Annotated in this window: 12 protein-coding genes; 6 read left to right on the top strand and 6 right to left on the bottom strand. The window is 67.6% G+C overall.

All coding sequences use genetic code 11. The features are described 5' to 3' along the window. Window positions 1–135: 135 nt before the first annotated feature. The 4 genes from rplI to rpsF form a co-directional block, all read right to left on the bottom strand. A complete protein-coding gene (gene rplI / locus ACIBLA_RS18520) occupies window positions 136–582 on the bottom strand; it encodes a 50S ribosomal protein L9 (protein ID WP_363246412.1) in 447 nt (148 codons plus the stop codon). Window positions 583–600: 18 nt separating this feature from the next. Continuing rightward, on the bottom strand, window positions 601–837 hold the full coding sequence (rpsR, locus tag ACIBLA_RS18515; RefSeq protein ID WP_003967857.1) for a 30S ribosomal protein S18: 237 nt from the start codon (window positions 835–837) through the stop codon (window positions 601–603). 42 nt (window positions 838–879) lie between these two features. Continuing rightward, entirely contained in the window at window positions 880–1,488 is a 609-nt protein-coding gene (locus tag ACIBLA_RS18510; protein ID WP_363246413.1) for a single-stranded DNA-binding protein, read from the bottom strand. Window positions 1,489–1,562: 74 nt separating this feature from the next. Further along, on the bottom strand, window positions 1,563–1,853 hold the full coding sequence (gene rpsF, locus ACIBLA_RS18505) for a 30S ribosomal protein S6 (RefSeq protein ID WP_069626054.1): 291 nt from the start codon (window positions 1,851–1,853) through the stop codon (window positions 1,563–1,565). A gap of 271 nt (window positions 1,854–2,124) precedes the next feature. Here rpsF and ACIBLA_RS18500 point away from each other — a divergent pair, with 271 nt between their 5' ends. The 3 genes from ACIBLA_RS18500 to ACIBLA_RS18490 all read left to right on the top strand — a co-directional run bounded on the left by ACIBLA_RS18500 (window position 2,125) and on the right by ACIBLA_RS18490 (window position 4,919). Beyond that, complete coding sequence (locus tag ACIBLA_RS18500; RefSeq protein WP_363246414.1) at window positions 2,125–2,457, top strand: hypothetical protein; 333 nt, start codon at window positions 2,125–2,127, stop codon at window positions 2,455–2,457. A gap of 136 nt (window positions 2,458–2,593) precedes the next feature. Then, window positions 2,594–3,712 carry a peptidoglycan bridge formation glycyltransferase FemA/FemB family protein gene (locus ACIBLA_RS18495; protein ID WP_363246415.1) on the top strand — a complete coding sequence of 373 codons (1,119 nt, stop codon included), beginning with the start codon at window positions 2,594–2,596 and terminating at the stop codon, window positions 3,710–3,712. A gap of 175 nt (window positions 3,713–3,887) precedes the next feature. After that, window positions 3,888–4,919 carry an alanine racemase gene (locus tag ACIBLA_RS18490; protein ID WP_363246416.1) on the top strand — a complete coding sequence of 344 codons (1,032 nt, stop codon included), beginning with the start codon at window positions 3,888–3,890 and terminating at the stop codon, window positions 4,917–4,919. Between the two features lie 113 nt (window positions 4,920–5,032). Here ACIBLA_RS18490 and ACIBLA_RS18485 read toward each other — a convergent pair whose 3' ends face one another. Together ACIBLA_RS18485 and ACIBLA_RS18480 are read right to left on the bottom strand one after the other, a co-directional pair. After that, entirely contained in the window at window positions 5,033–6,529 is a 1,497-nt protein-coding gene (locus tag ACIBLA_RS18485; protein ID WP_399199150.1) for a glycosyltransferase family 87 protein, read from the bottom strand. A 130-nt stretch (window positions 6,530–6,659) separates the two neighbouring features. Next, the gene (locus ACIBLA_RS18480) at window positions 6,660–9,362 is read right to left on the bottom strand and encodes a transglycosylase domain-containing protein (protein ID WP_399199149.1); all 2,703 of its coding nucleotides are present in this window, start codon (window positions 9,360–9,362) and stop codon (window positions 6,660–6,662) included. Window positions 9,363–9,723: 361 nt separating this feature from the next. On the opposite strand from ACIBLA_RS18480, the gene ACIBLA_RS18475 reads away from it, so the two are divergent. The 3 genes from ACIBLA_RS18475 to ACIBLA_RS18465 all read left to right on the top strand — a co-directional run bounded on the left by ACIBLA_RS18475 (window position 9,724) and on the right by ACIBLA_RS18465 (window position 12,973). Beyond that, a complete protein-coding gene (locus ACIBLA_RS18475) occupies window positions 9,724–10,425 on the top strand; it encodes a PadR family transcriptional regulator (protein WP_363246419.1) in 702 nt (233 codons plus the stop codon). Between the two features lie 61 nt (window positions 10,426–10,486). Next, the gene (locus ACIBLA_RS18470) at window positions 10,487–11,569 is read left to right on the top strand and encodes an inositol-3-phosphate synthase (RefSeq protein WP_363246420.1); all 1,083 of its coding nucleotides are present in this window, start codon (window positions 10,487–10,489) and stop codon (window positions 11,567–11,569) included. 132 nt (window positions 11,570–11,701) lie between these two features. Further along, on the top strand, window positions 11,702–12,973 hold the full coding sequence (locus ACIBLA_RS18465) for an MFS transporter (RefSeq protein ID WP_399199148.1): 1,272 nt from the start codon (window positions 11,702–11,704) through the stop codon (window positions 12,971–12,973). Window positions 12,974–13,029: the final 56 nt, after the last annotated feature.

Genomic DNA, 13,029 nt, shown 5'->3' with positions numbered 1-13,029 from the left:
GACACCCACCCCACAAAACAACGTCGGTCCCCATGACCACAACCGGGTCATGGGGACCGACGTCACGCAGCGGGCCGAATAAACCAACAGCATCCCCGGCTGGGGTGCGGCCCTCCCACTGTCTGCGGTCAGGCCCTAGGCGGGCACGACCTCGACGCCGAACTTCGCGGCGACCTCGGGGTGCAGACGCACGGACACCTGGTGTGAGCCCAGGGTCTTGATCGGCGCACCGAGCTCGATACGGCGCTTGTCGACCTCCGGACCACCGGCGGACTTGATCGCCGAAGCGAGGTCGGCCGGGGTGACGGAGCCGAAGAGACGGCCGGCGTCGCCGGAGCGAACGGCCAGACGCACCTTCACACCTTCGAGGCGGGCCTTGATCTCGTTGGCCTGCTCGATGGTGGCGATCTCGTGGATCTTGCGAGCGCGACGAATCTGCTCGACGTCCTTCTCGCCGCCCTTGGTCCAGCGGATCGCGAAACCACGCGGGACCAGGTAGTTGCGGGCGTATCCGTCCTTGACGTCGACGACGTCACCGGCGGTGCCGAGGCCGGAGACCTCGTGAGTGAGGATGATCTTCATGATTAGGTCACCCTCCCCTTATCGCGCGGTGGACGTGTAGGGCAGCAGCGCCATCTCACGGCTGTTCTTGACTGCCGTGGCGACGTCACGCTGGTGCTGCGTGCAGTTGCCGGTGACGCGGCGGGCACGGATCTTGCCACGGTCGGAAATGAACTTCCGCAGCATGTTCGTGTCCTTGTAGTCCACGTACTGGGTCTTGTCCTTGCAGAACGCGCAGACCTTCTTCTTAGGCTTGCGCACAGGCGGCTTCGCCATGGTGTTTCTCCTGTGTGATCAAGAAAGTGGGAGCGAGCTGCCCTAGAAGGGCGGCTCGTCCGAGTAGCCGCCGCCGGAACCGCCGGAGCTTCCGCCCCAGCCGCCTCCGTTGCCTCCGCCACCCTGCTGCTGGCCACCGCCGGCCGGCGCGCTGGTCGCCCAGGGGTCGTCGGCGGATGATCCGCCGCCGCCCTGCTGGCCACCACCGGGGCCGCCGCCGCCCCAGTTGCCGCCGCCCTGCTGCTGACCGCCGCCACCGCCGCCGTAACCGCCCTGGGCACCGCGACCGCTGGTCTTGGTGACCTTGGCCGTGGCGGTCTTCAGGCTGGGGCCGACTTCCTCGACGTCCAGCTCGTAGACCGTGCGCTTGACGCCCTCGCGGTCCTCGTAGGACCGCTGCTTCAAGCGGCCCTGCACGACGACGCGCATGCCCCGCTGAAGCGACTCGGCGACATTCTCCGCCGCCTGACGCCAGACCGAGCAGGTGAGGAACAGGCCATCGCCGTCCTTCCACTCATTGGTCTGCTTGTCGAAGATGCGGGGAGTGGACGCGACACGGAACTTCGCGACCGCCGCACCGGACGGGGTGAAGCGCAGCTCGGGGTCGTCGACGAGATTGCCGACGACCGTGATGACGGTCTCGCCTGCCATTGGGTGAACCTCTCGGCGGGGATTGCTTCTGCTGCTTGGCTGCTACTCGGACCCGATACCGCTGAGCGAGAGGCTCAGTGGGTCTCGGGACGGAGGACCTTGGTCCGGAGGACCGACTCGTTCAGGTTCATCTGTCGGTCGAGCTCCTTGACGATCGCGGGCTCAGCCTGCAGATCGATGACCGAGTAGATGCCCTCGGGCTTCTTCTTGATCTCGTAAGAGAGACGACGACGGCCCCAGGTGTCGACCTTCTCCACCTTTCCCTCGCCCTCACGGACGACGGAGAGGAAGTTCTCGATCAGTGGGGAGACTGCGCGCTCCTCAAGATCGGGGTCGAGGATGACCATCACCTCGTAGTGACGCATGTGGAACCCACCTCCTTTGGACTCAGCGGCCACGGTCGTTCCGTGGCAGGAGGGTCGTGATGCGTGAGCAACGGTATCGGCCGCCACTGACAATCCCGCTCGACGAGCGGTGATCGCGTACTGGCCAGGGCAGACACCGTGCAGACCGACCAGACTACCTCTTGACCGGCTTCCGGTTGAAATCCGGCCGGGGACGGACGCACTCTGTACACATCGGGTGTGGGCGGCGTTACGATGCGCCGCTTTCCGGCAAGGCGCCAGGAGGTGCCCCATGGCACAGCAGGCAATGCAACCGAACGCAGGGCGGCAGAAGACGACCGGTTCTCTCTTCGCCACCGACCACCGGCCCCATCCCCTCCAGGACATCCTGCTCTGGGTGACGGCGGTGCTGGGCGTCACCGCCTTCATCTCCTCGATGTTCTACAACCTGCATCTGCTCAGCTCCTGGACGGGGCTCATCGGCATCCTCACGGGCCTCTACAGCCAGTTCGTCTCGGTGACGACCCACGAGCGGTTCGCGACGATCATGGGCCTGGGCTCCTCGGCGGTCGGCTTCTACCTCGGGATGGCACACGGCGGCCTCTTCGGCGGCGTGCTGGGCTAGCGGACGGCCCGAAAGGCAGGCCCTGAGGGCCGCTCCGCCCCGTGGCCGGTCGGGGCGCTCCATCGGCAAGTAGGCTTCGGCGCGAGAGCCGGAGCCCCCCTACTCCATGGGGACACATCTGCGAGGAGCGCCCCGCATGACCCTGACGCTGAGCACCATCAGTCGCGAGCAGCATCTGGCGTACATCCAGAGCCTGCCCGCGGCCAGCCACTGCCAGGTCCCCGCGTGGGCGGACGTGAAGACGGAGTGGCGCTCGGAGAGCCTGGGCTGGTTCGACAGGGACGGCCAGTTGGTGGGCGCCGGGCTGGTGCTCTACCGCCAACTGCCCAAGATCAAGCGGTATCTGGCGTATCTGCCCGAGGGCCCGGTCATCAACTGGTACGCCCCGAACCTGGCCGACTGGCTCCAGCCGATGCTGGCGCATCTGAAGAACCAGGGCGCGTTCTCCGTGAAGATGGGCCCGCCCGTGGTGATCCGCCGCTGGGACGCGGCGGCCATCAAGTCGGGCATCCAGGACCAGGACGTCAAGCGGCTGCGCGACGTGGAGGCGACCCATATCGAGCCGCGTGCCTTCGAAGTGGCCGACCGGCTGCGGAAGATGGGCTGGCAGCAGGGCGAGGACGGCGGGGCCGGCTTCGGAGACGTACAGCCGCGCTATGTCTTCCAGGTGCCGCTCGCCAACCGGTCCCTGGACGATGTCCTCAAGGGCTTCAACCAGCTGTGGCGGCGCAACATCAAGAAGGCGGAGAAGGCGGGCGTCGAGGTCGTCCAGGCCGGCTACAACGACCTGGAGGAGTGGCAGCGGCTGTACGAGATCACCGCCGAGCGCGACCACTTCCGGCCACGGCCGCTCTCGTACTTCCAGCGGATGTGGACCGTCCTCAACTCCGAGGACCCCAACCGCATGCGGCTGTACTTCGCCCGGCACGAGGGAGAGAACGTCGCCGCCGCGACGATGCTCATCGTGGGCGGCCACGTCTGGTACTCCTACGGGGCGTCGGCCAACCACAAGCGGGAGGTCCGGCCGTCCAACGCGATGCAGTGGCGGATGCTCCGTGACGCGTATGCGATGGGTGCGACCGTCTACGACCTGCGTGGCATCTCCGATTCGCTCGACGAGACGGATCACCTGTTCGGTCTCATCCAGTTCAAGGTCGGCACGGGCGGCGAGGCCGTCGAATACGTGGGTGAGTGGGACTTCCCGCTCAACAAGCTGCTCCACAAGGCTCTCGACATGTACATGTCCCGCCGCTGACCTCGCCCCGACCCTGTGGACAGCGGAGTGCCGGTGGTCAGCAGGCTGCGGTGCCAGACACCGGACAACCCGCCGGCGCGCACGACAGACCCAATAATCGCGTAAGGCCCCCAAGGCCCTCAAGAACGTTCATATCCTTCATACACCGCAGCCACGAGAAAGGTTCCGGACCGGCATGGCGCTCTCCCTCTACGTCGACACCGCGCGCTGGCGGGCGCACCAGAAGTCGGTCATTGACCAGTTCCCGGGCCTCGTCCCGGTCTGCAAGGGCAATGGCTACGGCTTCGGTCACGAGCGGCTCTCCGAGGAGACCACCCGCTTCGAGTCCGACATCCTCGCCGTCGGCACCATCTACGAAGCCGCCCGCATCAAGGACTGGTTCAGCGGCGACCTGCTGGTCCTGACCCCCTTCCGCCGCGGTGAGGAGCCCGTACCGCTGCCCGACCGCGTCATCCGCTCCGTCTCCTCGGTCGACGGCGTCTTCGCCCTGGTCGGCGCCCGCGTCGTGATCGAGTGCATGAGCTCCATGAAGCGCCACGGGGTCCGCGAGGAGGAGCTGGGCCAGCTGCACGCGGCCATCGAGGACGTACGTCTCGAAGGCTTCGCCCTGCACCTGCCGCTCGACCGTACGGACGGGTCCGACGCGGTCGAGGAGGTCATCGGCTGGATGGACCGGCTGCGCGCGGCCCGCCTCCCGCTGCACACCATGTTCGTCAGCCATCTGCGCGCCGAGGAACTGGCCAGTCTCCAGCGGCAGTTCCCGCAGACCCGGTTCCGCGCCCGCATCGGTACGCGGCTGTGGCTCGGCGACCACGAGGCGACCCAGTACCGGGGCGCCGTGCTGGACGTGACGCGCGTCGTCAAGGGCGACCGATTCGGCTACCGCCAGCAGAAGACCACCTCCGACGGCTGGCTGGTGGTCGTCGCGGGCGGCACCTCGCACGGGGTGGGGCTCGAAGCCCCCAAGGCACTGCACGGCGTGATGCCGCGTGCCAAGGGCGTGGCGCGCGCGGGCCTGGCCACGGTCAACCGCAACCTCTCGCCGTTCGTATGGTCCGGCAAGCAGCGCTGGTTCGCCGAGCCGCCGCACATGCAGGTGTCGATCCTGTTCGTGCCGGCCGACGCGAACGAGCCCAAGGTGGGCGACGAGCTGGTGGCGCACCTGCGCCACACCACGACGCAGTTCGACCGTCTCGTGGATCGCTAGGGGACCAACACGTAGGACGAGTAACGCGACACGTTCCGACTCAGGCGCCGGACGGAAGGGCTGTGAGCCCGTCCCTCCGGCGTCTGATGCATGTCCGGGCCCGCCCGGACCCCTCACATGGCCCCGGGCGGTCGCATCCCCCACGAGACACGCTGCGACGCCTCCACCGAGTGCGCCGTCTTCATGCTGGGCCGGGCCGCCCGCCCCAGCACGAACACGTCCCGCGCCCCGTCCAGCGCCCCGCCCGACGGATCGTCCGAACCGTCGCGCCGTACGCCGTCGCGCTCCGGCATCAGGATGTCCCGTACGACGACGGCGCACAGGTACAGCGTCCCCAGCAGGTGCAGCGCGATGGCCAGTTGATAGCCCTCGGTCGGCAGTCCCTTGTGGGCGTCCCCGCTCGTCGTGTACGCGAGGTACATCCAGATGCCCAGGAAGTACATGACCTCGCAGGCCTGCCAGACCAGGAAGTCGCGCCACCGCGGCCGGGCCAGCGCGGCGAGCGGGATCAGCCAGAGCACGTACTGCGGCGAGTAGACCTTGTTGGTCAGGATGAAGGCGGCGACGACCAGGAAGGCGAGCTGCGCGAACCGGGGCCGCCTCGGCGCCGTCAGGGCGAGCGCCGCGATGCCCGCGCACGCCAGGATCATCAGCACCATCGACCAGGTGTTGACGGTCTCGACCTCCAGGGACCGCCCCGTGCGCTGCGTGATGATCAGCCAGAACGATCCGAAGTCGACCTGCCGCTCCTGGCTGAAGGTGTAGAACTTCTTCCACCCCTCCGGCGCCAGCAACATCACCGGCAGGTTCACCAGCAGCCACGAGGTGGCCGCCCCGCCCAGCGCGACCCCGAACTCGCGCAGCCGCCCGGCACGCCAGCACAGCAGCAGCAGCGGCCCCAGCAGCAGTACGGGATAGAGCTTGGCCGCCGTCGCGAGGCCGATGAGGATGCCGAAGGCCAGCGAACGGCCGCGCGACCACATCAGCATCCCGGCCGCCAGGAGCGCCACGGCCAGCAGGTCCCAGTTGATGGTGGCCGTGAGGGCGAAGGCGGGCGCCAGGGCGAGCAGCAGTGCGTCCCAGGGGCGGCGCCGGTGGGTGCGGGTGACGCAGACGGCGATGACCACCGCGCAGATCATCAGCATCCCCGCGTTGACCATCCAGTACATCTGCTCGCGGTGCTGGATGGAGCCGCCGCCGGGGGTGAGCCAGGAGGCGACCTCCATGAACAGACCCGTCAGGACGGGGTACTCCAGGTACTGCATGTCGCCGTCGAACTGGTCGAAGTACGGCACGAGGTTGTCGGCGAAACCGCGCCCGAGGAAGAGGTGCGGGATGTCGGAGTAACAGGCGTGCGTGTACTGGGAGCTGGCGCCCCGGAACCACGCCCACTCGTAGCAGGGCATCTTCTGCACCATGCCGAGCGCGAACATCCCGATCGCCACCAGCGCCACCACCCGTACCGGGGTGAACCAGTTGGTGCCGTACCAGGCCCAGCGGCCGATGGGACCGCCGATCAGCTCGCTGCCGGCCGCGGCGATCCTGTCCCGCCTGGTGGGCGGTACGACCGGCCGGTCCTTGGGCACCGTGGTCTCTTCTGTGCTCGGCATGCCGCCCATCCTGCCGTACGCCGGGACGGGCACGACGAAGGCCGCCGCACCGTGCCGTACACGCTGTGTGTACGGCCCTGGCGCGACGGCCTCAGGTCTTCTCGGATCGCCTCAGATCTCAGCCTGGGCGTCAGCCTCTGGGCCCGCCGATCCAGCCCCCGCCGTTGTCGCCGCCCTGCGGATTTCCGGTCTCCGATTCCGAACTGGACGGGGAACCGCCCGGTCCTCCTCCGATGACCCCGCCGGGATCCTCACCGCCCGGACCACCCGGATCGCCGGTGCCCCCGTTCTCACAGCCGTTCCACTGGTCGCAGGACTCGGACGGCGACGTCGAAGGTGAGGGGGAATCGGACGGAGACTCGGAAGGTGACTCCGACGGCGACCCCGAAGGCGACTCGGACGGGGACGGCTCCTCGCTCTTCAGACCGCCGCCGTAGACGGACTCGCCGATCGGCTCGGGCTCGGGGAAGGTCAGGAGCTTCTTCCCCTTCATCGCCACCGTCATGTAGTCCTGCCAGATGTCGGCCGGGAAGGACGCACCGTGGATCTTGTCCTGGCCGCCGGTGCCGAACATCTCCAGGAACTCGCGATTCTTGTTCTCCGCGTTGTCGTCCAGCCGGTACATGTCGATGGCGGTCGAAAGCTGCGGCGTGTAACCCACGAACCAGGCCGACTTGTTGCCGTCGGTCGTACCGGTCTTGCCGGCGACCTCGCGGCCGTCCGGCAGCTGCGCGGAGGTGCCCGTGCCGCCCTTCTCCATCACCACGGACTTGAGCACGTCCGTCACGTTGTGCGCGATGTCGGCGTCGAACTTGGCTTCGGGCTTCTGGTTGTACTTGAAGACGCTGACACCCTCCTTCTTGACCTCCTGGACGGAGTAGGGGTCACGCTGGGTGCCGTTGTTGGCGAAGGTGGCGTACGAGCCCGCCATGCGGATGGCGCTGGGGTCGGAGATACCGATGGAGAACGACGGGTTGCTGCCGCCCGGAAGGCTGTCCTCCAGCAGTCCGGCGTCGACCGCGGCCTGCCTGACCTGCGGAATGCCGACGTCCATACCGAGCTGGACGAAGGGGGAGTTGGCCGAGACCTTCATCGCCTCACGGAGATTGATGTCTTCGTAGTCCTCGTCACCGTCGTTGCGCTGGAGCCACTCCTTACCTTCCTCGTTGGTCCAGACCTCGCCGTTGTAGTCCTTGATCTTCAGTTTGTTCTTGCCGTTGTACTGGCTCTTGTCCGGCGAGACCAGCGTGCGCGTATCGGCACCCTGCTCCGGCCCCAGCTCGGGGTCGCGTACGCCGTCACGCATCGCCGCCGCCAGGACGTACGGCTTGAAGGTCGACCCGACCTGGGCACCCGTCTGGTCGGCGTTGTTGGTGAAGTGCTTGGTGGCATCCTCGCCGCCGTAGATGGCGACGATCTTGCCGGTCTCGGGCTCCACCGAGGCGCCGCCGAACTGGACGTGGGTGTCGGTCTCCGGGCGCTTCTTGGGGTCGATGTTCTTCTTGTAGACGTCCGTGACGGCCTTGTTGAGCGCGTTGACCTTCTTCTCGTTGAAGGTCGTCCTGATCTCGTAGCCGCCCTTGGCCAGTTCGTCGGCTGTGATGCCCTCTTTGTTGTTGTTGATGAAGTAGGCCTTGGCGAGGTCCACGAGGTAGCCGATCTGACCGCTGAGCTGCGCGTTCTTCTTCGGTGGCCCCGGCTTCGGGAACGTGTCGTACTTCGCCCGCTCCGCCGCCTCCAGATGGCCGTCCTTCACCATCTCGTCGAGAATCCACTTCCAGCGCTTCGTCGCACGCTCGGTGTTGTTCTTCTCGGTGGCGTTCGGATCGATCGACGGGTTGCCGTTCGGGTCGTAGTACGTGGCGCCCTTCAGGAGCGTCGCCAGGAAGGCGCACTCGCTCGCGTTGAGGTCCTTGGCGTTCTTGTCGTAGTACGTACGGGCCGCCGCCTGGATGCCGTAGGCGCCCCGTCCGTAGTAGGAGGTGTTGAGGTAGCCCGCCATGATGTCGGGCTTGTCCATGTCCGCGCCGACCTTGATGGAGATGAACAGCTCCTCGAACTTGCGCTTGAGGGTCTGGTCCTGGTTGAGCATGGCGTTCTTGACGAACTGCTGGGTGATGGTCGAGCCACCCTGCGTCTGGCCGCCCTTGGCCATGTTGAACACGGCACGCCCGATACCCATCGGGTCGACACCCGCGTCTTCCCGGAACGTCTTGTTCTCCGCCGAGATCACGGCGTTCTGCATCTCCATCGGGATCTGCTCGATCCCGACGATCTGGCGGTTGACCTCACCGCCGGTGGAGACCATCGGCGTTCCGTCGTCCCAGAGGTAGACATTGTTCTGAGCCTGGGAGGCCAGGCTCTCCCGAGGCTTCTCGACCATGGCGTACGCGATGGTGCCCGCGGCCATCAGACTGCCGAAGAAGGCGATGAACAGGCCCGTCACGAGCTTCCAGGACGGCATCCAGCGCCGCCAGCCGTACTTGTCGTGGCGCGGATAGTCGATCAGCCGCTTCTTGCCCGGCCGCCCTCCGCGGCCGGGGCCGCCGGGTCCACCTGGACCGCCGGCGCCACGTCGGCCACCGCCGCGGCCCCCCGCCCCGGCGCCGCCCTCGGCGCCACGGCGACGGCCTCGCTGCGCGGCCCTGCGTGCTTCGGCCCGGCCTCCGTAAGAAGGCTCCGGATCGTGTGATTCCGCGTGAGAGGCCGTGGGGACTCCACGGGAGGGGTCCGCGCGGCGGCCGGCCGGCCGCTGTGCGGCACGCCTGGCCGCGGCTCGTCCGCCACCCTGGCCACCCTGCGGCTGAGGCTGTTTGCGACGGTGCTCGCTCATCGAACGACTACTCCTCGGGCAGGCGCGTACGCCTGGAAGCGGCAGTTGAGTTCCGGTCCCCCCGAAATGAATACGGACATGCCCGCGCTCGGGCTCATCCGGCATGCATCCAGAACGACGACGCTCTCACACGTCACGCGGTTCCCGGTGGTCTGCATGCCGCACAGACTACGCAGGGTCAAACCCCTCCCAGATCTGAACTTCGTCTCAAATCAGGCAAGTTAGACGCTGTGAATTAGTCATGTGACGCCGTTCACGATGACCCCCCTTGTCCCATGAGCGTCGGTGTTCTATCGTCCCGATGTATCGAGTCGATACATCGGGACGGCATAAGTGGCCGGGACGACGGAGGAGGCGAACAGTGAGCAGACGCTCGGGCATCCTTGAGTTCGCCGTCCTGGGTCTGCTGCGCGAGTCCCCGATGCACGGCTACGAGCTGCGGAAGCGGCTCAACACCTCGCTGGGGATCTTCCGGGCCTTCAGCTACGGGACGCTGTATCCCTGTCTCAAGACGCTGGTCGCCAGCGGCTGGTTGATCGAGGAGCCGGGCAGCGCGCCCGAGGAGGCGCTCGCCGCGTCACTCGCGGGCCGCCGGGCCAAGATCGTCTACCGCCTGACGGCGGAGGGCAAGGAGCACTTCGAGGAGCTGCTGTCCCAGACGGGCCCGGACGCCTGGGAGGACGAGCACTTCGCCGCTCGCTTCGCCTTCTTCGGACAGACGGAGCGCGAGGTACGGATGCGCGTGCTGGAGGGCCGTCGCAGCCGGCTGGAGGAGCGCCTGGAGAAGATGAGCGCCTCCCTGGCCCGTACGCGGGAACGTCTCGACGACTACACGCTCGAACTTCAGCGACACGGCATGGAGTCCGTGGAGCGCGAAGTGCGCTGGCTCAACGAGCTCATCGAGAGCGAGCGGGCAGGACGGGATCAGCGACGACCCGGCCCGCAGAGCCCAGCGGAGAACACGGGAGAAACGGATGGCCTGCCCCGGCTCCGGGGGACTTCCGGGGGTTCGCCTCCGGAAGCCCCCGGCCCGCCGGATCCGTCCGCGGACACCACACCTTGAGGTTCCGCAAGAGCGCGGGGCTTCATCGCAACATTGAGATCACACACAGGGAGCAACCAGGATGGGTTCCGTTCGCGTAGCCATTGTCGGCGTGGGCAACTGTGCCGCCTCGCTGGTGCAGGGCGTCGAGTTCTACAAGGACGCCGATCCGGCCGGCAAGGTGCCCGGCCTGATGCACGTGCAGTTCGGCGACTACCACGTGCGGGACGTGGAGTTCGTCGCCGCCTTCGACGTCGACGCCAAGAAGGTCGGTCTCGACCTCGCGGACGCCATCGGTGCCAGCGAGAACAACACCATCAAGATCTGCGACGTGCCGAACTCGGGCATCACCGTCCAGCGCGGCCACACCTACGACGGTCTGGGCAAGTACTACCGCCAGACGATCGAGGAGTCGGACGAGACGCCGGTCGACATCGTCCAGACCCTCAAGGACAAGCAGGTCGACGTCCTGGTCTGCTATCTGCCCGTCGGCTCCGAGGACGCCGCGAAGTTCTACGCGCAGTGCGCCATCGACGCCAAGGTCGCCTTCGTCAACGCCCTTCCGGTCTTCATCGCCGGCACGAAGGAGTGGGCTGACAAGTTCACCGAGGCCGGTGTCCCGATCGTCGGCGACGACATCAAGTCCCAGGTCGGCGCCACGATCACGCACCGCGTGATGGCGAAGCTGTTCGAGGACCGCGGTGTGATCCTGGACCGCACGATGCAGCTGAACGTCGGCGGCAACATGGACTTCAAGAACATGCTGGAGCGCGAGCGCCTGGAGTCCAAGAAGATCTCCAAGACGCAGGCCGTCACCTCCCAGATCCCGGACCGCGACCTGGGCGCCGACAACGTCCACATCGGTCCCTCGGACTACGTGGCGTGGCTGGACGACCGCAAGTGGGCGTACGTCCGCCTTGAGGGCCGCGCCTTCGGTGATGTCCCGCTGAACCTGGAGTACAAGCTGGAGGTCTGGGACTCCCCGAACTCCGCCGGTGTCATCATCGACGCCGTGCGCGCCGCGAAGATCGCCAAGGACCGCGGTATCGGCGGCCCGATCCTCTCCGCCTCCTCGTACTTCATGAAGTCCCCGCCGGTGCAGTACTTCGACGACGAGGCCCGCGAGAACGTCGAGAAGTTCATCCAGGGCGAGGTCGAGCGCTAGATACGCCAGATGCGCTAGATCCCTCGGGGGGCGCGTTCTCCCCCGTACGTGCACCACCGAAGGGTCCCAGGGGCGGTCTGCCCCAGGGGCCCTTCGCATATGGCGCGGGGGCCGTGTGTGACTCTGATCCACATGTCTGCCGTACGCGATCTGCGCGTGCTCCTGCGCCTGCCCGACTTCCGCCGTCTGCTGACCGTGCGCGTGCTCTCGCAGGCGGCCGACGGGGTCTTCCAGGTCGCGCTCGCCGCGCACGTCGTGTTCTCCCCCGAGAAGCAGACCACCCCCGGGGCCATCGCGTCCGCCATGGCGGTGCTGCTGCTTCCCTACTCACTCATCGGCCCGTTCGCCGGGGTGCTGCTCGACCGCTGGCGGCGGCGTCAGGTCATCCTGTACGGGAATCTGCTGCGGGCCCTGCTGGCCGCCTGCACCGCCGTACTGATCCTCACCTCCCTGCCGGACTGGCTCTTCTACGCAGCCGCTCTGGCCGTGACGGCCGTGAACCGGTTCGTACTCGCCGGGCTCTCGGCCGCGCTGCCCCGTGTCGTCGAGGACGAGCGCCTGGTCGTCGCCAACTCCCTCTCCCCGACGGCCGGCACGCTCGCCGCGACCGCCGGCGGCGGCCTCGCGTTCCTGGTGCGGCTGCTCCTCTCCGACTCCGACGCGGCCGTGGTGCTGCTGGGCGCCGCGCTGTATCTGTCGTCGGCGCTGGCCTCCGTCACCATGGCGCGTGATCTCCTCGGCCCCGATCCAGGGCTGGTGCAGCCACGGCTACGGGCCGCCCTCGCGTCCACCGCGCGCGGTCTCGGCGCCGGGCTGCGCCATTTGGCCGAGCGGCGGGACGCGGCGGGCGCGCTCATCGCGATGACGCTGATGCGCTTCTGCTACGGGGCGCTCACCGTGACCGTGCTGATGCTCTGCCGCTACGCCTGGTCGGACACCGAGAAGGACGGGCTCGCCCTGCTGGGGGTGGCGCTCGTGGTCTCGGGGGCGGGGTTCTTCACCGCTGCGGTCGTCACGCCGTCGGCGGTCGGGCGCCTTGGCTCCTTTGGCTGGATGGTGACGTGCGCCGGGTCGGCGGCCGTACTGGAACCGGCACTGGGGCTGCCGTTCACTCCCGGCCCGATACTGGTCGCCGCGTTCGTGCTGGGCCTGATCACCCAGGGCGCGAAGATCGCGACGGACACGGTGGTGCAGACGTCGGTGGACGACGCGTACCGAGGGCGGATCTTCTCCCTCTACGACGTGCTGTTCAACGTCGCCTTCGTCGGCGCGGCGGCGGTCGCCGCGCTGATGCTGCCGCCGGACGGCCGGTCGGTGCCTCTCGTGCTGGGAGTGGCGGTGCTCTACGCGGGGGTCGCGGTGGCGCTGTTCCGGTGGAAGAGGCCCGCGAAGAAGGCCGGGTAGCGCGGGACAGATGCGAGGGGGGCGATGTTTCACGTGAAACATCGCCACGGCTCCGC

The sequence above is a fragment of the Streptomyces sp. NPDC050433 genome, assembly GCF_044458565.1.
In the GTDB taxonomy this organism is placed as follows: Bacteria; Actinomycetota; Actinomycetes; order Streptomycetales; family Streptomycetaceae; genus Streptomyces.
The sequence above is the reverse complement of the archived record's forward strand: the minus strand, read 5'-3'. Positions and strand labels throughout refer to the sequence as shown.